The organism is Halomonas qinghailakensis (assembly GCF_025820815.1).
GTDB classification, from domain to species: Bacteria; Pseudomonadota; Gammaproteobacteria; order Pseudomonadales; family Halomonadaceae; genus Vreelandella; species Vreelandella qaidamensis.
Genome location: NZ_CP096973.1, coordinates 1,914,799 through 1,938,734 on the forward strand (window position 1 = coordinate 1,914,799; position 23,936 = coordinate 1,938,734).

The 23,936-nt window shown below is 52.9% G+C and carries 23 protein-coding genes; 8 read left to right on the forward strand and 15 right to left on the reverse strand.

Going from position 1 to position 23,936, the window contains the following annotated elements; genetic code table 11:
- Positions 1-70 precede the first annotated feature (70 nt).
- The 4 genes from M0220_RS09055 to glnK all read left to right on the forward strand — a co-directional run bounded on the left by M0220_RS09055 (position 71) and on the right by glnK (position 3,471).
- Positions 71-409 (forward strand): P-II family nitrogen regulator, encoded by a 339-nt coding sequence (locus tag M0220_RS09055; protein ID WP_007112359.1) that lies wholly within the window; start codon positions 71-73, stop codon positions 407-409.
- 59 nt (positions 410-468) lie between these two features.
- Positions 469-1,716 (forward strand): ammonium transporter, encoded by a 1,248-nt coding sequence (locus tag M0220_RS09060; protein ID WP_030071135.1) that lies wholly within the window; start codon positions 469-471, stop codon positions 1,714-1,716.
- A 264-nt stretch (positions 1,717-1,980) separates the two neighbouring features.
- Entirely contained in the window at positions 1,981-2,805 is an 825-nt protein-coding gene (locus M0220_RS09065) for a DUF3800 domain-containing protein (protein WP_264017419.1), read from the forward strand.
- A 327-nt stretch (positions 2,806-3,132) separates the two neighbouring features.
- On the forward strand, positions 3,133-3,471 hold the full coding sequence (gene glnK, locus M0220_RS09070; protein ID WP_009098335.1) for a P-II family nitrogen regulator: 339 nt from the start codon (positions 3,133-3,135) through the stop codon (positions 3,469-3,471).
- Between the two features lie 120 nt (positions 3,472-3,591).
- On the opposite strand, the gene M0220_RS09075 is transcribed toward glnK, so the two are convergent.
- Positions 3,592-4,368 carry a ferredoxin--NADP reductase gene (locus M0220_RS09075; RefSeq protein WP_030071131.1) on the reverse strand — a complete coding sequence of 259 codons (777 nt, stop codon included), beginning with the start codon at positions 4,366-4,368 and terminating at the stop codon, positions 3,592-3,594.
- A 184-nt stretch (positions 4,369-4,552) separates the two neighbouring features.
- Between M0220_RS09075 and M0220_RS09080 the strand changes: the two genes are divergently transcribed.
- A complete protein-coding gene (locus M0220_RS09080; protein ID WP_030071129.1) occupies positions 4,553-5,479 on the forward strand; it encodes a LysR family transcriptional regulator in 927 nt (308 codons plus the stop codon).
- Between the two features lie 70 nt (positions 5,480-5,549).
- On the opposite strand, the gene M0220_RS09085 is transcribed toward M0220_RS09080, so the two are convergent.
- The 3 genes from M0220_RS09085 to M0220_RS09095 form a co-directional block, all read right to left on the reverse strand.
- A complete protein-coding gene (locus M0220_RS09085) occupies positions 5,550-7,664 on the reverse strand; it encodes a methyl-accepting chemotaxis protein (RefSeq protein ID WP_264017420.1) in 2,115 nt (704 codons plus the stop codon).
- Between the two features lie 10 nt (positions 7,665-7,674).
- Positions 7,675-9,546, reverse strand: coding sequence for a methyl-accepting chemotaxis protein (locus tag M0220_RS09090; protein WP_030071125.1), 1,872 nt, complete (start codon positions 9,544-9,546; stop codon positions 7,675-7,677).
- 118 nt (positions 9,547-9,664) lie between these two features.
- Positions 9,665-10,096 carry a host attachment protein gene (locus tag M0220_RS09095; protein WP_030071122.1) on the reverse strand — a complete coding sequence of 144 codons (432 nt, stop codon included), beginning with the start codon at positions 10,094-10,096 and terminating at the stop codon, positions 9,665-9,667.
- 102 nt (positions 10,097-10,198) lie between these two features.
- Here M0220_RS09095 and M0220_RS09100 point away from each other — a divergent pair, with 102 nt between their 5' ends.
- Positions 10,199-10,792 (forward strand): histidine phosphatase family protein, encoded by a 594-nt coding sequence (locus M0220_RS09100; protein ID WP_264017422.1) that lies wholly within the window; start codon positions 10,199-10,201, stop codon positions 10,790-10,792.
- Here the strand turns inward: M0220_RS09100 and M0220_RS09105 are convergent.
- The 8 genes from M0220_RS09105 to hemE form a co-directional block, all read right to left on the reverse strand.
- Entirely contained in the window at positions 10,789-11,184 is a 396-nt protein-coding gene (locus M0220_RS09105; protein ID WP_264017423.1) for a RidA family protein, read from the reverse strand. The genes M0220_RS09100 and M0220_RS09105 overlap by 4 nt on opposite strands.
- A 102-nt stretch (positions 11,185-11,286) precedes the next feature.
- On the reverse strand, positions 11,287-12,015 hold the full coding sequence (locus M0220_RS09110; protein ID WP_009723183.1) for an amino acid ABC transporter ATP-binding protein: 729 nt from the start codon (positions 12,013-12,015) through the stop codon (positions 11,287-11,289).
- 85 nt (positions 12,016-12,100) lie between these two features.
- Positions 12,101-13,201 carry an amino acid ABC transporter permease gene (locus M0220_RS09115; protein ID WP_264017424.1) on the reverse strand — a complete coding sequence of 367 codons (1,101 nt, stop codon included), beginning with the start codon at positions 13,199-13,201 and terminating at the stop codon, positions 12,101-12,103.
- Between the two features lie 21 nt (positions 13,202-13,222).
- A complete protein-coding gene (locus M0220_RS09120) occupies positions 13,223-14,413 on the reverse strand; it encodes an amino acid ABC transporter permease (RefSeq protein ID WP_030071114.1) in 1,191 nt (396 codons plus the stop codon).
- 91 nt (positions 14,414-14,504) lie between these two features.
- Positions 14,505-15,530, reverse strand: a complete 1,026-nt coding sequence (locus tag M0220_RS09125; RefSeq protein WP_264017426.1) for an amino acid ABC transporter substrate-binding protein — start codon at positions 15,528-15,530, stop codon at positions 14,505-14,507.
- 293 nt (positions 15,531-15,823) lie between these two features.
- Positions 15,824-16,834: an amino acid ABC transporter substrate-binding protein gene (locus M0220_RS09130; protein ID WP_030071112.1), complete on the reverse strand. Its 1,011-nt coding sequence runs from the start codon at positions 16,832-16,834 to the stop codon at positions 15,824-15,826.
- 107 nt (positions 16,835-16,941) lie between these two features.
- Complete coding sequence (speE, locus tag M0220_RS09135) at positions 16,942-17,802, reverse strand: polyamine aminopropyltransferase (RefSeq protein ID WP_009723178.1); 861 nt, start codon at positions 17,800-17,802, stop codon at positions 16,942-16,944.
- Positions 17,802-18,914: a uroporphyrinogen decarboxylase gene (gene hemE / locus M0220_RS09140; protein WP_264017427.1), complete on the reverse strand. Its 1,113-nt coding sequence runs from the start codon at positions 18,912-18,914 to the stop codon at positions 17,802-17,804. Before hemE ends, speE begins: the two co-directional genes overlap by 1 nt.
- Before the next feature lie 234 nt (positions 18,915-19,148).
- Between hemE and ribA the strand changes: the two genes are divergently transcribed.
- On the forward strand, positions 19,149-19,784 hold the full coding sequence (gene ribA / locus M0220_RS09145) for a GTP cyclohydrolase II (RefSeq protein WP_030071109.1): 636 nt from the start codon (positions 19,149-19,151) through the stop codon (positions 19,782-19,784).
- 35 nt (positions 19,785-19,819) lie between these two features.
- Positions 19,820-20,518 carry a PAQR family membrane homeostasis protein TrhA gene (gene trhA, locus M0220_RS09150; protein WP_264017429.1) on the forward strand — a complete coding sequence of 233 codons (699 nt, stop codon included), beginning with the start codon at positions 19,820-19,822 and terminating at the stop codon, positions 20,516-20,518.
- Here trhA and M0220_RS09155 read toward each other — a convergent pair.
- Genes M0220_RS09155 through dxs form a run of 3 tightly spaced genes read right to left on the reverse strand, consistent with a single transcriptional unit; the run spans position 20,515 to position 23,936 of the window.
- On the reverse strand, positions 20,515-21,141 hold the full coding sequence (locus M0220_RS09155) for a glutathione S-transferase family protein (RefSeq protein WP_264017430.1): 627 nt from the start codon (positions 21,139-21,141) through the stop codon (positions 20,515-20,517). The two genes, trhA and M0220_RS09155, sit on opposite strands and share 4 nt — an antisense overlap.
- Before the next feature lie 58 nt (positions 21,142-21,199).
- Positions 21,200-21,961 carry a co-chaperone DjlA gene (djlA, locus tag M0220_RS09160; RefSeq protein ID WP_030071103.1) on the reverse strand — a complete coding sequence of 254 codons (762 nt, stop codon included), beginning with the start codon at positions 21,959-21,961 and terminating at the stop codon, positions 21,200-21,202.
- Positions 21,962-22,010: 49 nt separating this feature from the next.
- Positions 22,011-23,936 carry a 1-deoxy-D-xylulose-5-phosphate synthase gene (gene dxs / locus M0220_RS09165; RefSeq protein WP_264017431.1) on the reverse strand — a complete coding sequence of 642 codons (1,926 nt, stop codon included), beginning with the start codon at positions 23,934-23,936 and terminating at the stop codon, positions 22,011-22,013.

Sequence of the window (23,936 nt, forward strand, 5' to 3'; positions counted from 1 at the left end):
GCGCATTGACGAGGTAAGTACTTAACTCGGGCGGCGCTGCCGCTACCTAATCCAGCAGGGGAGATCCGGGATGAAACTCATCACCGCTATCATCAAGCCATTCAAGCTTGACGACGTTCGTGAAGCGCTCGCCGATAACGGCGTTCAGGGCATTACGGTTACTGAAGTCAAAGGCTTTGGCCGTCAAAAAGGGCATACCGAGCTTTACCGTGGCGCGGAGTATGTGGTCGATTTCCTACCTAAAGTAAAAGTAGAGGTTGCTGTCGATGATGCGCGCTTGGAGAGCGTTCTCGACGCCATTTGCAGCGCAGCTAACAGTGGCAAAATTGGCGACGGCAAGGTGTTTGTAACGCCATTAGAAGATGTGATCCGTATTCGTACCGGTGAGCGCGGCGCAGACGCTGTGTGATCAACACTTTCCGGACTGTTTTTACGTATAACTTCTCTTAGTACAACGGGGAACACCTCATGAATGAGTTAGCTGATTTGAGCTATGCGCTCGATACGTTTTACTTCTTAATTTGCGGCGTGCTCGTAATGTGGATGGCCGCTGGCTTCTCGATGCTTGAAGCGGGTTTGGTGCGTTCAAAAAATACCGCCGAGATTTTGACCAAAAATATCGCGCTGTTTGCGATTGCCTGCACCATGTACTTACTGGTGGGTTACTACATCATGTATTCCAGCAGCGCGGGAGGCTTCTTACCTAACCTTGGCTTCCTGATTGGCACTGAAAATAGCGTTGATGCGGTGACGGCTGGTGGTGACGATGCACCTTATTACTCCATGCGCTCTGACTTTTTCTTCCAGGTAGTGTTTGTCGCAACCGCCATGTCGATTGTGTCGGGTGCGGTTGCCGAGCGTATGAAACTGTGGGCATTCCTGGCCTTCGCCGTGGTGATGACAGCTTTTATCTACCCAGTATCTGGTTACTGGACATGGGGCGGCGGCTGGTTGTCTGAAGTGGGTTACTCTGACTATGCGGGTTCCGGCATTGTTCACTTAGCTGGTGCAGCCGCTGCCTTAGCTGGTGTCTTAGTGCTTGGCCCACGTAAAGGTAAGTACGGTAAAGACGGTTCTATCCATGCGATTCCAGGTGCAAATATGCCGCTGGCGACCCTGGGTACCTTCATTCTGTGGATGGGCTGGTTCGGTTTCAACGGTGGCTCTGAGCTGAAAATGTCTGATATCAGCTCTGCCAACAACGTTGCTCAAGTATTTGTGAACACCAACGCAGCCGCTGCGGGTGGCGTTCTAGCGGCACTGATTCTTGCCAAGCTGTGGTTCCGTAAAGCTGATCTTACTATGGCACTGAACGGCGCGTTAGCAGGTCTAGTGGCGATTACCGCTGATCCGCTGTCTCCTTCTGCACTGGGCGCTGCTGTGATTGGTGCTGTGGGTGGTGTGATCGTCGTCGCCTCTATTGTCACGTTGGACAAGCTGAAACTTGATGATCCAGTGGGTGCAATCTCGGTACACGGTGTTGTGGGTATCTGGGGTGTATTAGCAGTGCCGCTGACCAATGGTGATGCTTCTTTCGGTGCACAGCTGATTGGTATCGTCGGTATCTTTGGCTGGGTATTCGTGGCAAGTCTTGTGGTCTGGCTGGTATTGAAAGCCATCATGGGAATTCGCGTTAGCGAAGAAGAAGAGTATGAAGGTGTCGATATCGCCGAGTGTGGTCTTGAAGCCTACCCTGAGTTTAGCGTTAAGAAATAAGCCTGCGCTAATGAAGTGAGCTGGCGTGTTCTTTCGGCCTCCCTATCGGGAGGCCTTTTTAGTTCTAGAAAGATAGTTCTAGAAAGATAGTTATGGATAGGTAGTTATGGATAGGTAGTTCTTGAAACTTGATTATGAAGACCTGGCCTTAAAGCCTGATTTTTAAAATTAGCGCTATGTACCTCGCCTAGTCGGTTTAGTTATGCTGACGAACATGGGTGCCCCACAAAAATAGTGTTAACTCAAAAGGCCGAGAGCTGAGCGATGTCAGATAAACAACAGTTGTCACTATTTGCTCAGGCTGAGCCTGATAGCCCTTTTAGCAAGTACATTGTGTATGTGGATGAGAGCGGCGACCATGGTATGGAGACCATTGATCCGCAGTATCCGCTATTTGTATTGGCGTTGTGTGTATTCCATAAACGTCACTACAGTGAGCAGGTAGTTTCAGCACTGGAAAAATTTAAGTTTCATCACTTTGGGCATGATCAAGTAGTGCTGCACGAAAGCGAAATACGCAAGGAAAAAGGACAGTTCACTATATTTCGCAGTCGAGAACAGAAACACCATTTTCTCAATGAGCTAACAAATATTATTGAACGCAGTAACTTTATTCTGATCAGCTGCGTGATAGATAAGCGGCGCTTAAAAAAACAGGATATTGCCAACACCAACCCTTACCACATTGCTCTTGGGTTTTGCCTAGAAACGCTTTACGATTTTCTGGAAGAGAAGAACGAGCAGACGTCATTAACCCATGTAGTGGTTGAGCGCCGCGGACCTAAAGAAGATGATGAATTGGAGCTTGAGTTTAGGCGTATTTGCGATCGTGATAATGCCAGAAATATTGTGCTGCCATTTGATGTGCTGTTTGCAGATAAAAAAGTAATGTCATCCGGACTGCAGTTAGCCGACTTAGTGGCTCGACCAATAGGCCTGAGCCTACTGCGACCAGAACAATCCAATAGGGCTTTTGATGCTCTCAAAGATAAATTTTACTGTGAGGGAGGAAGAAATGGCGTTGGCCAGGGGTATGAAGATTGGGGCTTAATGATTTACCCGCCCCTAGACAGCGAAAAGCCCCGATGAAACTCACCGAGGCTATAACGCCGACCGGGCACCCCCAATCCACTTGGCCCAAAGTATAGGCAGGGTCGATACCTAGTGGCAACAGGAATTCAGAGTGTGAACGATGAAACTTTCGAAAAACTCCGGACCGAGTGGCTACTAGCCAAGAAAAAACCACTACATAAAAACAGCAAGTGTGTAGTACTCACTAGGGTAGGAGTGAGGCGGCCTCTAAACGCTTTTTTTATTCTCTGCCGGTAGCGGTGTATGCTTAACGCTAACGGGCTTGGCTAACAGCAGTGTCCCGCCACCCTTTGATAAAAGGCCACCAAGCTAGAGGATGTCGCAATGAAATTGATCTCAGCCATTATCAAGCCGTTTAAGCTTGATGACGTACGCGAATCGCTCTCTGATATCGGCGTGCAGGGCATTACGGTAACGGAAGTGAAGGGCTTTGGCCGTCAGAAAGGCCATACTGAGCTATACCGTGGTGCAGAGTACGTGGTGGATTTTCTGCCCAAGGTGAAATTAGAAGTAGCCGTTGATGACGATATGGCCGAGCAGGTGATTGATGCCATCACTCAAGTGGCAAACACCGGTAAGATCGGTGACGGTAAAATCTTTGTAATGCCACTGGAGCAGGTAATCCGTATTCGTACTGGTGAAACCGGTAAAGACGCGGTTTAACCGCGACAGGCCTAGCTGCCTAACGTTACCAAAACGCCCCGCTAAATGGTGTTGTTTAGCGGGGCGTTGTTATTAGTTGGCGGTCGCTTACCTAGCCGCCAATTTCTTGCTTGTTACTGCTTACTTTTCAACAAAGGCGCGCTCAATCACGTAGTCGCCCGGCTCGCCCATGCGCGGGGAAATATTCAAGCCCAGCTCGTCTAGCAGTGCGCTAGTGTCGTCGAGCATGGCGGGGCTACCGCAAATCATCGCGCGGTCTTGGCGTGGGTCAATCGGCGGAAGACCGGTATCTTCAAACAGCTTGCCGCTGCGAATGTGGTCGGTCAGGCGCCCCATGGTGTGAAACTCTTCACGGGTAACCGTGGGGTAGTACACCAGTTTCTCGGCAATGTCATCGCCTAGATATTCGTGCGCAGGTAGCTCTTTGGTAATGAAGTCGGCGTAAGCCAGCTCAGACACTTCGCGCACGCCATGTATCAGCACCACTTTTTCAAAGCGCTCGTACACTTCAGGGTCTTGGATCAGACTCATAAATGGTGCGAGGCCTGTGCCGGTGGAAAGCATATAAAGGTTGCGGCCCGGTAGCAGGTCATCGCATACCAGCGTGCCGGTAGGCTTACGGCTGACCATAATTTGGTCGCCAACTTTTAGATGCTGCAAACGCGAGGTAAGCGGGCCATCGGGTACTTTGATGCTGAAAAATTCTAGATGGTCTTCGTAATTGGGGCTGGCAATGGAGTAAGCACGCATCAACGGTTTACCGTTGACTTCCAAGCCGATCATAACAAACTGGCCGTTTTTGAAGCGCAAACTGCGTTCACGGGTAGTGCGAAAGCTGAACAGAGTGTCGTTCCAGTGGTGAACGCTGAGAACTTCTTCCAAGGCAAACTTGCTCATGCTGACTCCTCCAATGGGCAGAGTGGCGTAAGCCTCGTCTGCCATATTCTAAAAAAGTATAAAAAATGGCTAAATATGTTGCCTATGATTATAAATAAAGAGAGGGTTATCTGTTAAGCAAATTATACTGATAACCCTTATCTAAAAAATAGATATAAATGCCGAATCAAGATAGGTCGCTGCTATGCATTACACCTTGCGCCAGTTAGAAGTCTTTGTAGCCGTCGCCCAACACGAAAGTGTTTCTCAGGCGGCGCGTGCCCTTGCTATGTCTCAATCTGCCACCAGCACAGCGCTGGCGGAGCTTGAGCGTCAATTTGACTGCCAACTGCTTGACCGCATTGGCAAGCGTCTAAAACTCAATGCGTTGGGCTTTCAGCTGTTGCCTAAAGCGGTTGCCTTGCTGGATAGGGCGGAAGAAGTGGAAGAGTTGTTGCGAGGCCAGCAAGGGGTGGGCGCGTTGGAGGTGGGGGCAACGCTGACTATAGGTAATTATTTAGCGACTTTATTGATTAGTGATTTTATGCAGCGCTATCCCGGTAGTCGGGTGCGCTTAGCGGTGCGTAATACGCGCCACATTATTGAGAGTGTGCGCCAGCACTCGCTTGATTTAGGGTTGATTGAAGGCCAGTGCGACGACGATATGATTATCAGCCAGCCCTGGGTAGAGGATGAGCTGTGTGTGTTTTGCTCACCGCGCCATCCGTTGGCAGGGCGTGAACACTTGGAGTTGGAACAACTGCTGCGAGAAGATTGGATAATGCGCGAGGAGGGTTCTGGCACTCGCATGACCCTTGAGCATGCCGCGCGGCATCGGCGTAGCCGGTTTAATACCCTGCTGGAGCTTGAACATACCGAGGGCATTAAGCGGGCGGTAGAGTCGGGCCTGGGCATTGGCTGCGTTTCCAGGCTCGCGCTGCGTGATGCTTTCCGGCGTGGCAGCTTAGTGCCGCTGCCAACACCGGAGTTAGACTTAAAACGTCAGTTCACCTTTATTTGGCACCGTCACAAGTATCTCACCACCGGTGTGCGCGAGTTCTTGCGGCTTTGCCGTGAGATGACGGCGGGTGCCAAGCGCAGTGATGACATCCCTTTACCGCCGATCCCCTAGGCCAGGTGTTATACCGCTTAATATCAACGTGGCCTAATGGATCTGTTTTACTATCCCTCGTTGGGGTTGATTAGTACTGTCGAGCAGGCGTTGGCGCAGGCAGGGTGGGTTGATCCTGGCGACTACTATTCGTTTCGAGTATGAAGCCGCCTACCAATGCATCGAGCCGCTCAGCCTGATCTTTTAGCTGTTCGGCAGCAGTGGTGGACTCTTCCACCAGAGCCGCGTTTTGCTGGGTCATCTGATCAAGGTCGGTGACGGCAATGCTTACCTGGCTGATGCCATCATTTTGTTCCCTCGCTGCCGTGCTGATATCGCCAAGCATTTGGGTCACTCGCGTTACGCTTTGGGCTAACTCATGCATCGCTGCTTCTGCGTCGCGCACCATTTGAGTGCCGCTTTCTACCTTACCTGCCGAGGCATTGATGCGTTGACGGATGTCTTTGGCGGCATCACTGCTGCGAGAGGCCAGTTGCCTGACTTCATCCGCCACGACGGCAAACCCACGGCCATGCTCCCCAGCACGAGCTGCTTCTACAGAGGCGTTTAGCGCTAGCAGATTGGTTTGGAAAGCGATGCCATCAATAACGCTGACAATACTCTGAATTTCATCAGAATTAGTGCGAATATCGGTCATCGTAGCGACCACCTGCTCAAATGCACTATCTGTTCGGGCTGCTAATTCAGAGGCGGTTTGTGAGAGCCCGCTGGCCTCCTGAGAAGCGTGGGTGGTGTGACCAACGGTACTGCTGATCTCTTCCATGGCAGAAGATGTCTGTTGCAGGCTGGCGGCGGCCTGTTCGGTACGCCGTGAAAGGTCGTGCCCCCCTTGGGTAATCTCATTGGCCGCGTGGTTGACTGCTTCGCTGCTGCGTCGGACATCCAGCAAAATGGCTTGGATTTTCTCTGCGAAGGCATTGAACTGTGTTGCTACAGCTGCACTTTCATCGCGGCCATGAACCGGCAAACGTTGGGTCAGGTCGCCATGTCCCGTAGCGATCTCTTCCATACGATTAGCCAAGCGCTTAAGGGGACGTGCGATGCGTCCACCAATCCACCACAGTGCGGCAACACCAATGGCTGCCAACAGCAGCCCCACCAGTGTCATGCCCAGGGTGTTTTGTTGACGCTGTTCACTGAGCACATCTTGCAAGGCGTTTAGCTCGGCCAATACCACTGATTCAGGCAGCTGTAGTACCAGCACCCAGGGCTGATCAGTGTCGCCAAGGGTAATTGGCTGATAGCGCTGAAGCATACCGTCCGCCATGCTGCTGTGGAGACTCCCCTGAGTAGCGGCTTGTTCAATACCTGCCAACAGAGTGGCATTTAGGGAGTCGCTAGCGTGTGCCCCCAGGGAGTCCTGGTTAGCGGTATCGGCAACTAAACCGCCACGCCCTGCCACTAGTGTCATCCGTCCTGCGCCATTGTAAAGCGCTTGATTAGCATCGCTTAACAGGGTTTGAATAAAGTTAAGCGCTAAATCAACCCCTGCGATTCCGCGAAATTCGCCATCCACCAAGATCGGTGCGTTGAACGAGGTGACTAGCTGGGTCTCGCCGCCAAAGTCGTACGCTGCCGGGTCAATAATACAGGCGGTCAAGGTTTCACGCGGACACAGGTAGTACTCTCCTTCACGCACGCCGCTGGCCAGACGCGTCTCGCTTTCCATGTCGTCACCTAACGGGAGTATGGCTAACTCACCCTCTTCCGTGCGGTACCACCAGGGCATAAAGCGGCCGCTGCCGTCATGACCGTAGCGCTCGTCACCCGCGTAGCGTGCGTCGTCTCCAAAGGCATTGGGTTCCCAGCCAATATAGGCATCCAAAAGTTCAGGGTTATCAGCAACTGTTTGCCGTACTAAGTTGGAGAGCTGTCGGCGGCTTAAGTACAGCGCACGCTGGCCTTCTGCGTCTTCTACGCCCATTAACGCGTTGGTCGTGGCGAGCTGCTTGGCTAGCGTCATCGCTTTATCCAGCTCGCGTTGAATGCGTCGTCCCTCGGCATCGGCAATCGCATTTAAGCGGGCATCCAGCGCGCTGTTCATGAGTTCACTGGTATGCTCATCCACGGTTTGCTGGGTATGAGTGGCGGCGATCAGGTTATACACCACCAGTGCAGCCACAATGGCTAGCAGGCAGGGGCCTGCCAGTGCCACGACAAAAGAGCGTAACGAGCGAAAATGCATAGCATATTCCTTAGGCAATATGGCGATGTTGGCTGGCAGACGCTTGATAGGGCACCTGGAGAGCCGGTGTAGTGGCATGCGACAGCTTAAAGCTGCTGATCGTCCCCGAGAGATGCTCAGCTTGCTCTTTTAGCTGTTCGGCAGCGGTCGTGGACTCTTCCACCATTGCAGCGTTTTCTTGGGTCATACGATCAAGCTCGGCAACCGCAATGTTGACTTGGTTAATGCCATCGCTTTGCTCGCTGGTGGCCGCGTTAATTTCGGCAAGTACCTCCGTCACGCGGGTAATATGGGCCACGATATCCTGCATCGTTGCACCTGCGTTGCGCACCAGCGAGGTGCCTTTATTGACTTTGGTTTGCGAATCCTCAATCAGTTTTTGGATATCATTGGCTGCTTCGCTACTGCGCCCTGCTAGCTTACGTACTTCATCAGCAACGACTGCAAAACCTCGGCCATGTTCACCTGCTCGGGCAGCTTCTACCGAAGCGTTAAGTGCCAACAGGTTGGTTTGAAACGAAATGCTGTTCATTAATGTGACAATGTCGCCAATTTTATCGGAAGCATGGGTAATGTCTTCCATCGTGGTAACGACATTTGCCACCACTTGACCACCTTCTTTCGCGACGTTTGACGCCTCATTGGAAAGTTGGTTGGCTTCCTGCGCAGAGGCAGCGGTGTGCTGAACCGTGCTGGTGATTTGCTCAACCGATGCAGACGTTTGCTGCAGGCTAGACGCAGCGTTATCGGTGCGGCGCGATAAATCCTGACCGCCCATGGCAATTTCATTAGCCGCATGGTGAACAGCTTCACTGCTTGTGCGTACATCAATCAATACGGCTTCCATTTTGCCAACAAAGCTGTTGAAAGCGCTGGCAATTTGGGTCACTTCATCGTTGCCTTCTTCCGGCAGGCGCTGGGTTAAATCACCTTCTCCGGAAGCAATGTTATCCATTGCATTACGCACGCCTAGCAAGCGGCGAAGCAGTAGGGAAAGTAGTAGGCTAAATACCACTGCGGTAATGGCGGCGACGACGAGCAGGGTAATGATCGAGGTTGTCGCGATGGCACGCAGACCAGCGGTCGCTTCGTATTCATCAAGCGCTACCACCAGCTGCCAGCCACTGCTGCCGCCAACGGTACTTCCCATTAGCAGCTTGGCACTGTCTTGTAGTTCAAGCGCTTGGGGCTCTTCGGCTTGGATAATCTGAGCCAGACTGTCGTTGGTAAGATCGCTGCTCAATACTGAAGAGGGCTCAAGCGTTAGTTGAGCGTCAGGATGCGCTACAAGCGTGCCATCTTCCGTCGTCAAAAAGCCAAAGCTTGAAGGTGTCGGGGCAATGCTGGCGACAATTTCAATAACGTCTTCTATTGTAATATCAGCACCAATGACAGCAGCGAGCTGACCATTACGATAAAAAGGGCGAGCAAAGGTAACGACTAATCCACCGGTTTGAGCGTCCACATAAGGGGCTGTGATAATGGTGTCTTGTGCTTTTGCAGCAGCCTCGTACCACGGCCGTTGGCGTGGGTCGTAATCACTAGGTGGTTGCCAGCCGTCAGAGAAAACCGCGTCAGATGTGGAAGGATAGGCCAGATAAGAGGTTAAAAAGTTGCCAGAGTTAGCCAGCTGGCGCAGAGCGACAAGAGGGTCGCTACTGCTTGCCGCATCTTCCATGCTAGCCAGCATTGTATAACGGGCGTTAAACCACTCATTAATTGCTTGGGTGTTACCATCGACAACAGCATTGAGGTTTCTGCTTACTTGCTGAGTGTTATGGAATTTTACAGTGGTGTAGCTAGCGATGCCGTTAATAATCAGAGCTAACACAATAGCGGTCAGGGCGGCTAATAAAATGCGTGCGCGTAGGGAGGAAAACATGGTCGCTCTCAACTTCGTCAGGGGATCAGACGACTATCGGCGAGAGCGACAACTTCTTTAGCTGAAATTTAGTTGAAAAGCATCCTATTCAGAAAAAGAACGAGTGACGGTGAAAACGTTAGCGTAAGTCGCTTACGGCATGTTGAATATCGGCAAGAGAGGCTTTGCTCAAATCCTTTGAAAGCGTATGAATGACCAGCTTTTGGGTGGTGTTGTCGAGTTTTTCACGCAGCAAACCAAGAAATTTAGGCGGCGCAACCATGATGAGTTTTTCCATGCTGTTATCGACCCGTGCCCCATATAAGCGCTTGGCAACTTCCTTGGCAAACAGCTCATTTTCATGGTGTGAGGCAGCGCCTTCCTCTCCTGATGAGCGCGACGACGTTGACGTGGATTCATGGACATCGGCACCGCGGCGGTCAGTAATTAAGTCGCCTTCATGCAGCCTGCCTGCTGCGTGTACAAGGCTTTCATGTTCAGCAAGTTGTAATGCATCACGAGTAAAAATGCGTGCACGAGCGGCGTCAGCTACCACAATATAGGTGGTCATCGTCGTACGTCCTCCTTGTCGTTAGTTACTCTCTAACCATGGCAAGCGTTTGGCATTTGGTCAAACATCCATGATTCAGGGAAAAAATTAATAAGGGAAAAAATGTCGGCAGAATCTTCTAAGCCACTTTGCTTTTGGCGAAACCGTTATCTTTTGATGCGTCATGGTCACAGCCAAGCGAATGAACGGGGGCTCATTATTAGTTCACCTGAGCGTGGTCTATACGATTTTGGCTTGTCACCTTTGGGGGAAAAGCAACTATTGGCTGTTGCTCAGCAGTGGCGGTGGCCGACGCCTACCAAGGTGGTGCACTCGGACTTTCTGCGGACCACACAAACTGCTGAAAGAGTCGCCAGTGTGTTTGATTTAACGCTGGAAAAAGAGGAGCGTCTGCGTGAACGCTACTTCGGTGAATTCGATGGCCAAGCGGATCGCTATTATCCTGATGTATGGGCGCTAGACGCCGAGGATGCTGAGCATCAACAGCACCAGGTGGAGCCAGTTAGCAAGGTGGCTGCGAGGATGTGCGCAGTGATTAATGAGCTAGAATGCCGCTGTGAAGGCGAAACAGTGCTAGTGGTTAGTCATGGCGACCCGTTACAAATACTACTCACGGCGCTCGCCGATAGGCCGCTGGCGCAACACCGTGAACAGTTAGCCCTGCAGCCTGCCAGTATTACCCTGCTGGGTGATTAGTCGGTTTTTGGCGCGGGAGGGATCCAAGCAATCATATCTACTTCGACATCGGCACCACCGGCAAGGCCTGTCACCCCAATACAGGTGCGGGTTGGCAGAGGTTGCTTGAAGTAGCTGGCGTACACGCGATTAACCTCGTCAAAATGGCCCATGTTGGTAATAAAGACCCGTGACTGCACGACATATTCAAAGTCGCTGCCCACTTCTTCTAACACGATCGCTAGGTTTTGCATCACGCGGTGGGTTTGTTCGGTAAATGTCCCCAGCAGCATTTCGTTGGTTTCAGGTACGGTGGGCATTTGGCCGGTAATAAATACTAAATCGCCCACTCGGCAAGCGTGCGAAAAGGGGGCAATCGGCTGTGGCGCACGATCAATAAATAACTTTTCCATTTTGAAAGGTCTCTCTTGTGCCGGTGAGTCGGCGTCGCTAGCGATAAACTAAAGATAAAAATGGGCCTACGCTGAGGCCCATCGTCTTATCAGTCGCTTTACTTAGTGCCCTAGAATCTGGCTTAAGAAGAGCTGGGTACGTTCTGACTGCGGGTTATTGAAGAACGGCTCAGGGGCGTTTTCTTCGATGATTTGCCCTTGGTCCATAAAAATCACCCGGTCAGCGACGGTTTTGGCAAAGCCCATTTCATGGGTCACACACAGCATGGTCATGCCTTCATTGGCCAGTTCAACCATAACGTCGAGTACTTCCTTGATCATTTCTGGGTCAAGGGCCGAGGTGGGTTCATCGAACAGCATGACATCAGGGTGCATGCACAGCGAACGGGCTATGGCTACCCGCTGCTGCTGGCCGCCGGAAAGCTGACCTGGGTACTTAAGTGCCTGCTCGGCAATACGTACCCGCTCTAAGTACTGCATGGCCATTTCTTCTGCCTCGCGGCGCGGCTTTTTTTGCACCCACATGGGTGCAATACAGCAGTTTTCCAGCACCGTTAAGTGGGGGAAGAGATTAAAGTGCTGGAATACCATGCCCACGCTACGGCGGATTTGCTCAATACGCTTAACGTCTTGGGTAAGCGGTACACCGCCTACCACGATATCGCCTTGCTGATGCTCTTCTAGGTGGTTGATACAGCGAATCAACGTAGATTTGCCCGAGCCTGAGGGCCCGCAAATAACAATACGCTCACCGCGCTTTACTTCCAGATCGATATCGCGCAGCACGTGGAAATCGCCGTACCATTTGTTAACGCCGCGCATTTCAACCATCAGGTCAGAAGTACGAGTACCAGAGATGTTGGTGGCTGCTTGAGTCATGTCTTTATCCTGCTAAAAATCGTTAATAAAAGCGGCGTTAGCGCTTATGGCCGGTGTGCAGCTTGCGTTCTAAATACTGGCTATAGCGCGACATGCTGAAACAGAAGATCCAGAACATGAATGCGGCAAACACATAGCCTTCCAGCGAGAAGCCAAGCCAGCGTGAGTCGGCCAGCGCCGCTTGCACGATCCCCAATAGGTCAAATAGCCCGATGATCATGACCAGGGTGGTGTCTTTAAACAGCGAAATGAAGGTGTTCACGATGCCGGGAATCATCATTTTCAGCGCCTGAGGAAGCACAATCAGTCCCATCCGCTTCCAGTAGGTCATGCCTAGCGCAGCCGCCGCTTCTTCCTGGCCTTTTGGGATGGCCTGCAACCCCCCACGAATAACCTCGGCCATGTAAGCGCTTTGGAACAGTGTTAAGCCAATCAGCGCCCGTACCAGTCGGTCGACGCTCATATCAGAGGGTAGGAAAAGCGGCAACATTACCGAGGCCATGAACAGTACGGTAATCAGTGGCACACCGCGCCAGAACTCGATAAATACGACGCAGAAGCTTTTGACAATGGGCATGTTAGAGCGTCGTCCCAGCGCCAGTACAATACCGATTGGCAGCGCGCCCACCATGCCGACCGTCGCTAGCAGCAGGGTCAGCATTAAGCCGCCCCAGCGATGCGTAGGCACGCGCGGCATGTCAAAGTAGCCGCCGTGTAGCAGCACATAAGCAACAATGGGGAAACCGACAAGAGCGAATACCGCCACCCAGCGCTTGAAAGGCAGGCGAGGTATTGCAAGCCATGCTATTAGCGTAAAGAAACCCGCAAAGACAATGTTGGCGCGCCAAATTTCCTCACGGGGATACAAACCATAAATGAACTGGGTAAAGCGGGCGTTAATGAAGACCCAGCACGCTCCTTCTCTAGAGCAGTCATCCCGGGTAGTGCCTATCCAGTCAGCATTGATAAACGCCCATTGAACGGTGGGAACTACCAGCAAATACAGTATGTAAAGCCCGATTAGGGTAAAGATGGTATTGATCGGGCCATTGAACAGATTGGCACGTAGCCAGGCAACCGCCCCTACAGAGCTACTGGGGGCTGGCCGCTCTTTAATGATTGTTTGATTATGGATCATGTAAACATCCTCACCGTCGGCCTAGCGTTCAACCAGTGCCACTCGGGCGTTGAACCAGTTCATAAACATGGACACCAGCAGGCTGATGGTTAGGTAGACCGCCATGGTCATTGCAATGACTTCAATAGCTTGGCCGGTCTGGTTCAGCGTGGTGCCTGCAAACACCGAGACAAGGTCTGGATAACCGATGGCGGTGGCCAGCGACGAGTTCTTGATCAAGTTCAGGTACTGGCTGGTCAACGGCGGAATAATGACGCGCAGCGCCTGCGGGATCACCACCAAACGGAGTACTAGGTTACGTGGCAGGCTGAGCGCCTGGGCAGCTTCCGTTTGTCCGTGCGAGATTGCCTGAATACCTGAGCGAACAATTTCAGCAATAAATGAGGCGGTATAAATCGACAGTGCCAGCCAAAGCGCGAGGAACTCAGGAATAACGGTAATACCGCCCCGGAAATTAAAGCCGCGTAGTTCCGGCATTTCCCAGGTCACCGGCACACCGGTAGCGACGAGTACTAACAGCGGTAAACCAAAAATAAGTACAAACGAGATCCAGTAAGCCGGCAGACGTTTACCTGTGGCTTCATGGCGGCGTTTATTCCATACCACCAGCGCAATACTGGCAATGATGGCGACGAGGAAGGTCAGAGGAATTAAGCCAAAGCCAGATTCAAACAAGGGTTGGGGTAAATACAGCCCGCGCACGTTAAGAAAAATTGCTTCGCCGAATGCCATGCTATCTCTGGCGCTCGGCAACGTGCGTAGCACGGCAAAGTACCAGAAGAAGATTTGCAGTAGCAGCGGAATATTACGGAAGGTTTCGATATAGGCGGTGGCTAAACGCGCCAGCAGCCAGTTAGGTGACAGGCGAGCAATACCCACAATAAAGCCGATGATCGTAGCGGCTAGTACCCCTAGTCCACCGACTAACAGTGTATTCAGCAAGCCAACTAGGAAAGTGCGGCCATAAGTGCTCTGAGAGGAGTAGTCGATCAGACTCTGTACAATCCCAAAGCCTGCGGTGTTGCCTAAGAAACCAAACCCGGTGGTGATGCCACGTGCGGATAAGTTGTCTTGGACATTACCGACAATGTAGAGCAGAAAGGCTGCCACAGCGGCGACGAGGAGTAGCTGGAAAATAAGCGCACGTTTGGCGCGATCTCGCCAAAACGGCGGCTTGTGGCCAGCGGGACGAGTGTTAGGACTTACGGACATGGAAGGCGTCTCCGCGATACGGACGGTCAATCAAATGGCCCGCCGATGCCCTTGGAAGAATGGGGTGGCGGGCCGGGGTCAAACGAGACGCTTAGCGAATCGGCGGTGCGTACTGGAAGCCACCTTGGTTCCACAGTGCGTTAACACCACGTTCAATCTCAAGCGGAGAGCCCATACCTACATTGCGCTCAAAGCTTTCGCCGTAGTTACCAACTTGGCTCAGGATGTTGTAAGCCCAATCGGCTTCTAAGCCCATACCTTCTCCGTAGTTGCCATCTTGGCCAAGCAGGCGGGCAACATCAGGATTCTCAGAGCTGAGCATCTCTTCGGCATTTTCGCTGGTGACGCCATACTCTTCGCCGTTAAGCATGGCGAATAACGACCACTTCACGATGTTAAACCATACATCGTCGCCTTGACGCACCACAGGGCCTAGCGGCTCTTTGGAGATAACGTCTGGCAGAATCATCGCGCCAGACGGGTCATCTAGCTGAATACGCAGTGCGGCTAGCTGGGAAGTATCGGAGGTGAGAACGTCGCAGCGGCCAGCCTGGAAGCCGCCAACGGTTTGTTCAGAGGTATCGAAAACGATGGGGTCAAATTCCATGCCGTTGGCACGGAAGTAGTCTGCTAGGTTCAACTCAGTCGTGGTGCCAGACTGAATACAAATAGCGGCACCGTCCAGTTCAGACGCGCTGGAAATACCCAAGTCGCGGGAGACCATAAAGCCTTGGCCATCATAGAAGTTAACGCCAGTGAAGTTGAGGCCTAGCGTGGTGTCACGGGTGGTGGTCCAGGTGGTGTTGCGTGACAGTACATCGACTTCGCCAGACTGCAGAGCCGTAAAGCGCTCTACGGCGTTTAGGGAAATATAGTTAACTGCATCTGCGTCGCCAAGAACGGCTGCTGCAACGGCACGGCATACGTCAACGTCAAGCCCTTGCCAATTACCTTCATCGTCTGGGGCGGAGAAACCTGGCAGGCCGTCGCTGACGCCACACTGTACAGCGCCGCGCTCAAGTGTATCTTCCAGTGTATCAGCGTGGGCGGTTGCAACACCGGCTAACGTAATTGCGCCAGCGGAAGCCAGCAGTACCAAGTGCTTCTTATTCATCATGGTCGTTTCCCTTACTCGTTTTAATGTCGTTATGCATGCAGATGCATGACACTAAAAGCTAGCAAGGAAGGTGCCAGAAAGGATATGTCGTCAAATTCAGCGCTTTTCAACGCAAAATACGCGCTGTATACGAAAGTATTGGTGCAAAAAGAGACCTTAGCGACTAGCGATTGCTTCATTTTGGTGCGTAGTCGCTAAGGCTGCAGTTAACTTGAATTCGTGTGTTTTACTGTTAAGAACTCAATGCTAAGAATACAGTGCGGCAGATTCATAGGCTTGAAGGACACGCAGGCTTAACGAATCGGCGGTGCATACTGAATCCCACCCTCTTTCCACAAAGCATTTAAGCCTCTGGCAATCTTGAAGTCTGAGTTGGCACCGACATTGCGGTCATAGATATCAGCGTAGTTACCCACCTGCTTGATGATTTGGTAGGCCCAATCGGTGTTGACGCCCATTGATTCACCAAAGTCACCATCTTGACCAAGCAGGCGCATGACATCAGGATTTTCCGAGGTGAGTTGCTCATCCACATTAGCTTGCGTGACGCCAAGCTCTTCCGCGTTTAGCATGGCAAACAGTGACCACTTCACAAGATTGAACCATTGGTCGTCATTTTGACGGACGGCTGGGCCGAGTGGTTCTTTCGAGATGATTTCAGGGAGTACTACCGCCATGTCGGGGTCAGCAAGCTGCATCCGCTGAGCATAAAGCTGGGAGGCATCAGAGCTTAAAACATCGCAACGGCCTGCTTCAAAGCCTGCAATCGACTGCTCTGGTGCATCAAATACGACGGTATCATAGGTCATGTCGTTGACGCGGAAGTAGTCAGAAAGATTGAGTTCGCTAGTGGTGCCGGACTGGGTGCAAACTGCCGCGCCATCGAGTTCTTTAGCGCTTTGCACGCCAAGATCGCTGGCGACCATAAAGGCCTGGCCGTCGTAGTAACTCACGCCGGTAAAGTTCATACCCATCGTCGTGTCACGGCTTGATGTCCAGGTAGTGGTGCGTGATAGGACATCGACTTCGCCAGACTGCAGTGCGGTGAAACGCTCTACTGAGTCGAGTGGCACGAAATCTACTTTTGACGCGTCGCCAAGCGCAGCAGCAGCAATGGCACGGCACACATCGGTATCCAGGCCTCGGTACTGGTCATTGTCATCTAATGACGAAAAGCCTGGCTGGGCAGCGTTAACGCCACAGCGCACGCTATCGCGCTCTTGGACAGTTTCCAGCGTGCTGGCCATAGCCAGCGCAGGTACTAAAGCACCAATTCCTACTCCCAACCAACGAACGGTTTTCATTTGTTATTCCTTAACGTGAAAGGGCAAGTAAACGTAAGCTCAAAAACGTAAGCCCATAAAAAAAGGCCGAGCAATGCTCGGCCTTTTGGCTATTCGCAGACGCAGCGTTATGCGAAGGCTTTACGCATAAAAGGCGGTAGCGATAGTGCACCACGGTGAGCATCACCTGTGTAGTACTGTAGCGGCATTTCGTGTTCAGCGGCAGCCTGTTCGCGGAAGCTTTCAACGCTGGTAGCTTTACCGGCCAGCGTGACGCTCCACCAGCCAGACGGATACACTGGCTGTGGGAAGGGCAGCGTTGCCACGCTATCAAAGCCCGCTTCACGCATATCGTTACGCAGTTCACGGATGATAGAGCCGCTATGGTAAAGCGGCGATTCGCTCTGCTGCACCATGACACCGCCATTTTTTAAAATACGGTGGCAGCGCTTTAGAAAGTCGGTTTTAAACAGCCCTTCGGCGGGGCCGACGGGGTCGGTAGAGTCGATAATCAGCACGTCGATGCTCTCATCGGCAGCGTCGTCTACCCACTTCACACCATCAGCAAACAGCAGCTCGGCACGCGGGTCACCGTTAGCTTCTACCAGCGCTGGGAAAAAGCGCTCGGCAGCTTTAGTGACTTCTTCATCGATATCGATTTGGGTCACTTTTTCAACGCCAGGGTGACGTAACACTTCTTTCAACGTGCCGCAGTCGCCGCCGCCAATAATCACCACGCGCTTGGGGTCTTGATGGGTGAACAGTGCCGGGTGGGCGATCATCTCGTGATAGAGGAAGTTGTCGCGATCGGTCAGCATCACGCAGCCATCAAGCACCATCAGGTTGCCGTAGGTCTCTGTGGTATACACTTCCAAATGCTGATAAGGGCTTTGAACATCTAACAACTTCTCAGTGACTTTCAGCGAGAAAGCGCTGCCGTGGCTATCAAAGACTTCGGTAAACCACTGATCGTCGCGTAAATCGCTCATTACTTTGCTCCTGGGCGCGTGTTATCTGTCTGGGTCGGAATGCTTTGATGATACTGCGGGCTTAAATCATGCAGCGCCTCCATAAAGGCGGTGACGTGATCAGGGTTAGTAAACTGGCTGATACCATGGCCTAGGTTAAACACGTGGCCGGGGCCGTGGCCGTAGCTTTCCAGCACGCGGGCGACTTCTGCGCGAATAGCAGAAGGCCGGGCGAACAGCACATTCGGATCAAGGTTGCCTTGCAATGCCACTTTATGGCCCACCCGCGCACGAGCGTCGGAAAGCTCTGTAGACCAATCAATACCCAGCGCATCGGCACCGGCGCAGGCAATATGCTCCAGCCACTGGCCGCCGTTTTTGGTGAACAGAATAACCGGCACGCGGCGTCCCTCATGTTCACGGATCAGGCCAGAGACAATTTGCTCCATGTAGCGCAGCGAAAATTCTAGGTAGGCGGGAGTTGAGAGCGCGCCACCCCAGGTATCAAAAATCTGTACCGCTTGAGCGCCAGCGCGAATTTGCGCATTAAGGTAGTCCGTGACCGACTGAGCCAGAGTGTCCAACAGTTGGTGCATGGTGTCTGGCGTGTCGTAAAGCATGGTTTTTAGATGGCGGAAATCTTTGCTGGAACCGCCTTCTACCATATAAGTGGCAAGCGTCCAGGGACTGCCCGAAAAACCAATCAGTGGCATGCGGCCGTTCAGCTCGCGGCGGATAGTTGATACTGCGCGCATCACGTAATCCAAGTCGCGCTCGGCGTTGGGAACGGTTAACGCCGCTACCTCTTCTGGGGTGCGCACAGTTTTTCTGAATTTAGGGCCTTCACCGGTTTCGAAGTAGAGCCCCAAGCCCATAGCGTCAGGGATTGTTAGAATATCCGAAAAGAGAATTGCGGCGTCGAGCGGGTAGCGCTCCAGCGGCTGCAGGGTAACTTCACAAGCCAGGTCATGATTACGGCACAGGTCCATAAAACTGCCAGCATCGGCACGGCTAGCGCGATACTCTGGCAGGTAACGACCCGCTTGGCGCATCATCCATACCGGTGTGCGGTCAACGGGCTGACGGGCTAATGCGCGAAGAAAACGATCATTTTGCAATGGTGTGGTGGTCATAAATACTTGCTCTTGAGAAATTTGCCCGCATTGTAAGGGAGTCATTGTACTTGAAGATAGGACTAGTACTTAAAGACTAGTACTTAAAGAGAGGGCGCATAGCGGCTCTCCCGCTAAGAAAAATCGACGCACCCTGTTGATACCGTGAGGCCGTCGCTGCTTCCTGGTAAACTGTTTTCTTATTTTGCCAACACCGGTGTGGTTAGCTGGTTTGGTTAATCAACGAGGTAACCTGTGACCATTCGCTTCATTGCCGCTTCCCGGCTGCCCACGCCTTGGGCCACATTCACCATGCATGGTTTCGAAGACGAAGCCACGGGTAAAGACCATATCGCCTTAACACTAGGCGATGTGAGCGGCGGCGAGCCAGTGTTGGGGCGCGTACATTCCGAGTGCTTAACGGGCGATGCGCTGTTCTCGATGCGCTGCGACTGTGGTTATCAGTTGCAAGAAGCACTTAAGCGTATTGCCGAAGAGGGGCGTGGCGTGCTGTTTTACCTGCGTCAGGAAGGGCGAGGTATCGGGCTGCTAAATAAAATTCGCGCTTATCACCTGCAAGACCAAGGTGCCGATACGGTCGAGGCCAACGAGCAACTTGGTTTCGGGGCTGACATGCGACGCTATGACCTGTGTGTGCCGATGCTCAACCACTTGGGTATCACGGCATTAAAGCTAATGACCAATAACCCGCGTAAGGTAGATGCCTTAACCCGCGACGGCGTGAATGTGGTTGAGCGCCTGCCGATCACCACTGGCCTAAACCCTCATAATGAACATTACCTTTCGACAAAAGCTGGCAAGCTTGGCCATATGATGGCGTTGGACGATTTTACCCAGGCCAGCGATGTCGATATTGAACGTAAAGGGTGATAGTGAGGGGAAGAGGTTTTTAGGGGTTCCCCAAAATGAAAGCTGTCGATCAACAACAACCTGATGCACTGCCCGGCAAGCAGGGCGAATTCAGCAGTATCGAAGAGTGGTGGCACAGTGTTACCCATGGCGTGGGTGCTGTGCTCAGCCTAGTGGGCATGGTGGTGTTGCTGGTGGTGGCGAGTTTAGCGGCCCATGTCGACCCATGGAAAATTGCCAGTCTGAGCCTCTATGGCACCACGCTAGTGCTGCTTTATACCGCGTCGACCTTCTATCACGGTATTTCCCATCGGCGCTGGAAGCGACGCTTTCAGTTGCTTGACCACTGTGCGATTTATTTACTTATCGCGGGCACTTATACGCCTTTTCTGCTCGTTAATATGCGCGGCACCACGGGCTGGGTCTTATTTATCGCCGTGTGGTCGCTAGCGCTAGTAGGGATTGGCTTCCTATTGCTATGGCCACAGCGTTTTTCGGTGCTACGCGTGGCGATCTATCTCCTCATGGGCTGGATGATTGTGTTGGCCTCAAGAGAGATGGCGGCCAGCTTATCGGTGACCGGCATCGCTCTACTTGCTACAGGGGGGATCATCTACACGCTGGGGGTTATCTTCTACGCTGTGCGTGCCATTCCCTACAACCACGCTATTTGGCATCTATTTGTAATGGCTGGAAGTGTCTGCCACTACATCGCCGTTTATAGCGCTGTGCTGCCCCACCAGGCGGTTACTTAACGCTCTTCAGCGGCTGCTTGCTCTTTAGCCATGGCACGGGCTAGCGCAGGACGGTCAGCGTGGCGTGCGCGGTAGGCAGCCAGAGGTTCAGGCAGGCGGTGTTTCATGCTGGCTGCCCACGTTAACGTATGGGTAAGGAAGATGTCTGCCAAGGTGAACGTCTCGCCGACTAACGTTTCCTGGCCCTGATAACGGCGCTCCAGCGCTAGCAGTGCCCGCTGAAATTCCCAAGCGGCGGTAGGCAATACTGAAGGTACGCGCTTATCTTGGGGTAAAGCGAATTTATGCTTGGCCTGTAGCCATAGCGGCTGCTCGACTTCAGTGACGATAAAGCTTAGCCACTGATCGACCTGCGCTCGCTCAGCGGCGCTTTCTGGCAGAAGGCTGCCATCACCGTATTGCTCGGCAAGATAACGACAGATAGGCACCGACTCAAACAGCGTTAGCGCGCCATCTTCCATCACTGGCACCTTACCATCTGGATGGCGAGCTAGGTGCTCAGCGGTTTGCCCCTCGCCTTTATCTAGTGCTACGTGCTGGCAGTGGTAGTCCAGGCCAAGCTCTTCAAGTGTCCATGCAACCCGCACCGAGCGGGAATTTGGAAAACTGTAGTGGATTATCATACGGCGGCTCCTAAGCAGCGCGGTGGGGTTTTACTGTAGCGAGTGCTTAGAAACCTGTCTATTGGCCACGGGCGCTACGGATACGTTCGTAAGCGTTGCCAATTTCGCTGGTGCGCGCCTGTGCCACTTCACGCATGCTTTCAGGCAGCCCTTTGCCAGCCAATTTGTCGGGGTGATTTTGGCTCATCAGACGACGGTACGCTTTTTTGATTTCTGCGTCGCTGGCGTCTTCATTCACCCCAAGTACACGGTAGGCGTCTTTCAATGCCTCTTCACTGGAACCTTGCGAATTCGCGGCGGCACCGTGAAGCATGGCTTCGATTTGCTGTACTTCAGCGTCGCTACAACCAACCCCGCGGGCTACACGTAGAATCATCTCGTGCTCTGCAGGGTGAAGCACGCCGTCAGCCGCGATGGCGGTTAACTGAACCTGCAAAAACACCTGCCGTAAAATCGGCTGGCGCTGGGTTAGGCGATTGACGCTGGCCAATTCTGCTTCAAGATTGAAATCATCGGCCCGCCCGCGCTCAAAGGCTGCCCGTGCCCTGGCACGCTGCTCGCCTTGAAGGTGCATTTGGTCGAATAGCTTTTCAGCCACGCCCAGCTCGCCATCAGTGACTTTGCCATCGGCTTGGCATAAGCAACCCATTACCGAGAAGATCGATTCTAAAAAACCCTCTTGAATCTGCATGCGCGCCGCATTCAGTCGGCGGCTAATCCGCCGTGCTAACCACCAGCCCAATCCACCGCCAATCAGCAGGCCAATGGGACCTCCGACAGCAAGGCCAATCAGGCCAAACACGATAATCAGAAATAGCATAGTGTTCTCAACTGTTAAAAAGTTAAAAGTACTGTCAAAGCGTTAAACGTTACGGAAGACGGGCACGAATGGCACGCTCGATACCGTCGGCATCTAGGCCGCAGTCGCGTAGCAACTCTGTGGGGGTGCCGTGTTCAACAAAGGTGTCAGGCAGGCCTAAATTTAGCACTTCGATTTGTACGCCTTCTGCGTGCAGCAGCTCGTTTACGGCGCTACCTGCCCCCCCGGCGATCACATTCTCTTCTAGAGTGACCAGCAGCTCATGTTCATCGGCGGCATGGAGCACGGTGTCTCGATCCAGTGGCTTGATAGAGCGCATATTGATATGTGTGGCGTCGAGCTTTTCAGCGACTTCTGCAGCAGCGCTGTTGACGCTACCAAATGCCAGCAAGGCAATGCGTACACCGTCATTGCCCGCATCGCGGCGCACCTGTGCCTGGCCAATGGGCAGCGACTCTAAGTGGTCAGGAATAGCTACGCCGGGGCCTGTGCCGCGTGGGTAGCGAACTGCAGCAGGACCAGGATGATGGTAGGCAGCGCTCAGCATGGCACGGCATTCTGCTTCATCCGCAGGGGCTAAAATCACCATGCCGGGGATGCAGCGTAAAAACGATAAATCCATACTGCCGTGGTGGGTTGGCCCGTCTTCACCCACAAGGCCAGCGCGGTCAATCGCAAATGTTACGTCAAGGTTCTGGACGGCTACATCGTGAATAAGTTGGTCGTAGCCGCGCTGTAAAAACGTTGAGTAAATCGCCACGACAGGCTTCATATTTTCACAAGCCATACCTGCAGCAAGCGTTACGGCATGTTGCTCAGCAATGGCGACATCAAAATAGCGCTCAGGATACTGCTGGGAGAAGCGAATTAAATCCGAGCCTTCTCCCATGGCGGGGGTAATTCCCATCAGCCGTGAATCGGTGGCTGCCATATCGCACAGCCAGTCGCCGAACACGTTGCAGTACTTTTTCTTAGCCGCCGCTTTCGGCGCAGCCGCTGGCTTCATCAGTGGCGCATTGGCTGTGGCGCTTGGCTTTTCCAGTTTGGTAATAGCGTGATAGCCAATCTGGTCGGCCTCGGCGGGCAGAAAGCCTTTGCCTTTGACCGTTTTGATATGCAGAAACTGTGGGCCATCTTGGTCGCGCAGATTGCACAGCGTTTCAGTCAACGCTTCTAGGTCGTGGCCATCAATGGGGCCGATATAGTTGAAGCCCATCTCTTCAAACAGCGTGGCAGGGCTCACCATACCCTTCATGTGCTCTTCGGTGCGCTTGGCAAGTTCGAGTGCGCCAGGCAGATGAGAAAGCACTTTTTTGCCTTCTTCGCGCATTTTAAGGAAAGGCTTGCTAGACAGCACACGGGCTAGATAGGTGGCGATGCCGCCAACGTTTTCCGAAATCGACATCTCGTTGTCGTTCAGCACCACTAGCATATTGGCGTTAACGTGGCCTGCGTGGGCCAGCGCTTCAAAGGCCATGCCCGCGGTGAGTGCACCGTCTCCGATAATCGCACACACGCGACGCGGGTCGTTTTGTGCCTGGGCGGCGAGCGCCATCCCCAGAGCCGCTGAAATCGACGTGCTAGAGTGGCCGACACCAAAGGTGTCGTACTCGGATTCTGCGCGGCGTGGAAAGGCTGCTAAGCCACTATGTTGGCGAATGCTAAGCATTGCGTCACGCCGTCCGGTCAAAATCTTATGTGGGTAAGCCTGGTGGCCCACATCCCATACCAAGCGGTCTTTGGGCGTATGAAAGGCGTGATGAAGCGCTACGGTGAGCTCCACAACGCCCAGGCCTGCACCGAAATGACCGCCAGTCACTCCCACGCTATAGAGCAAATAGGCGCGTAGTTCATCAGCCAACTGGGCAAGCTGCTTAGCATTCATGGCCCGCAGCGCAGCAGGGTGGTCAAAAGAGTCGAGCAGCGGTGTCGTGGGGCGCTCGCGGGGAATCTCGTCGAACAGCTTCATAGGCAT

What these genes read in the sequence shown, in the direction of transcription:
- M0220_RS09120 (WP_030071114.1), bottom strand. Translation starts at nt 14,413, where the DNA reads ATGTCCGTAAGTCCTAACACTCGTCCCGCTGGCCACAAGCCGCCGTTT.
- glnK (WP_009098335.1), top strand. Translation starts at nt 3,133, where the DNA reads ATGAAATTGATCTCAGCCATTATCAAGCCGTTTAAGCTTGATGACGTA.
- dxs (WP_264017431.1), bottom strand. Translation starts at nt 23,936, where the DNA reads ATGCCTATGAAGCTGTTCGACGAGATTCCCCGCGAGCGCCCCACGACA.
- speE (WP_009723178.1), bottom strand. Translation starts at nt 17,802, where the DNA reads ATGAGCGATTTACGCGACGATCAGTGGTTTACCGAAGTCTTTGATAGC.
- M0220_RS09095 (WP_030071122.1), bottom strand. Translation starts at nt 10,096, where the DNA reads ATGACCACCTATATTGTGGTAGCTGACGCCGCTCGTGCACGCATTTTT.
- M0220_RS09125 (WP_264017426.1), bottom strand. Translation starts at nt 15,530, where the DNA reads ATGATGAATAAGAAGCACTTGGTACTGCTGGCTTCCGCTGGCGCAATT.
- M0220_RS09130 (WP_030071112.1), bottom strand. Translation starts at nt 16,834, where the DNA reads ATGAAAACCGTTCGTTGGTTGGGAGTAGGAATTGGTGCTTTAGTACCT.
- M0220_RS09080 (WP_030071129.1), top strand. Translation starts at nt 4,553, where the DNA reads ATGCATTACACCTTGCGCCAGTTAGAAGTCTTTGTAGCCGTCGCCCAA.
- M0220_RS09100 (WP_264017422.1), top strand. Translation starts at nt 10,199, where the DNA reads ATGTCGGCAGAATCTTCTAAGCCACTTTGCTTTTGGCGAAACCGTTAT.
- M0220_RS09155 (WP_264017430.1), bottom strand. Translation starts at nt 21,141, where the DNA reads ATGATAATCCACTACAGTTTTCCAAATTCCCGCTCGGTGCGGGTTGCA.
- M0220_RS09075 (WP_030071131.1), bottom strand. Translation starts at nt 4,368, where the DNA reads ATGAGCAAGTTTGCCTTGGAAGAAGTTCTCAGCGTTCACCACTGGAAC.
- M0220_RS09055 (WP_007112359.1), top strand. Translation starts at nt 71, where the DNA reads ATGAAACTCATCACCGCTATCATCAAGCCATTCAAGCTTGACGACGTT.
- M0220_RS09065 (WP_264017419.1), top strand. Translation starts at nt 1,981, where the DNA reads ATGTCAGATAAACAACAGTTGTCACTATTTGCTCAGGCTGAGCCTGAT.
- M0220_RS09105 (WP_264017423.1), bottom strand. Translation starts at nt 11,184, where the DNA reads ATGGAAAAGTTATTTATTGATCGTGCGCCACAGCCGATTGCCCCCTTT.
- M0220_RS09085 (WP_264017420.1), bottom strand. Translation starts at nt 7,664, where the DNA reads ATGCATTTTCGCTCGTTACGCTCTTTTGTCGTGGCACTGGCAGGCCCC.
- M0220_RS09110 (WP_009723183.1), bottom strand. Translation starts at nt 12,015, where the DNA reads ATGGTTGAAATGCGCGGCGTTAACAAATGGTACGGCGATTTCCACGTG.
- trhA (WP_264017429.1), top strand. Translation starts at nt 19,820, where the DNA reads ATGAAAGCTGTCGATCAACAACAACCTGATGCACTGCCCGGCAAGCAG.
- M0220_RS09115 (WP_264017424.1), bottom strand. Translation starts at nt 13,201, where the DNA reads ATGATCCATAATCAAACAATCATTAAAGAGCGGCCAGCCCCCAGTAGC.
- djlA (WP_030071103.1), bottom strand. Translation starts at nt 21,961, where the DNA reads ATGCTATTTCTGATTATCGTGTTTGGCCTGATTGGCCTTGCTGTCGGA.
- M0220_RS09060 (WP_030071135.1), top strand. Translation starts at nt 469, where the DNA reads ATGAATGAGTTAGCTGATTTGAGCTATGCGCTCGATACGTTTTACTTC.
- hemE (WP_264017427.1), bottom strand. Translation starts at nt 18,914, where the DNA reads ATGACCACCACACCATTGCAAAATGATCGTTTTCTTCGCGCATTAGCC.
- M0220_RS09090 (WP_030071125.1), bottom strand. Translation starts at nt 9,546, where the DNA reads ATGTTTTCCTCCCTACGCGCACGCATTTTATTAGCCGCCCTGACCGCT.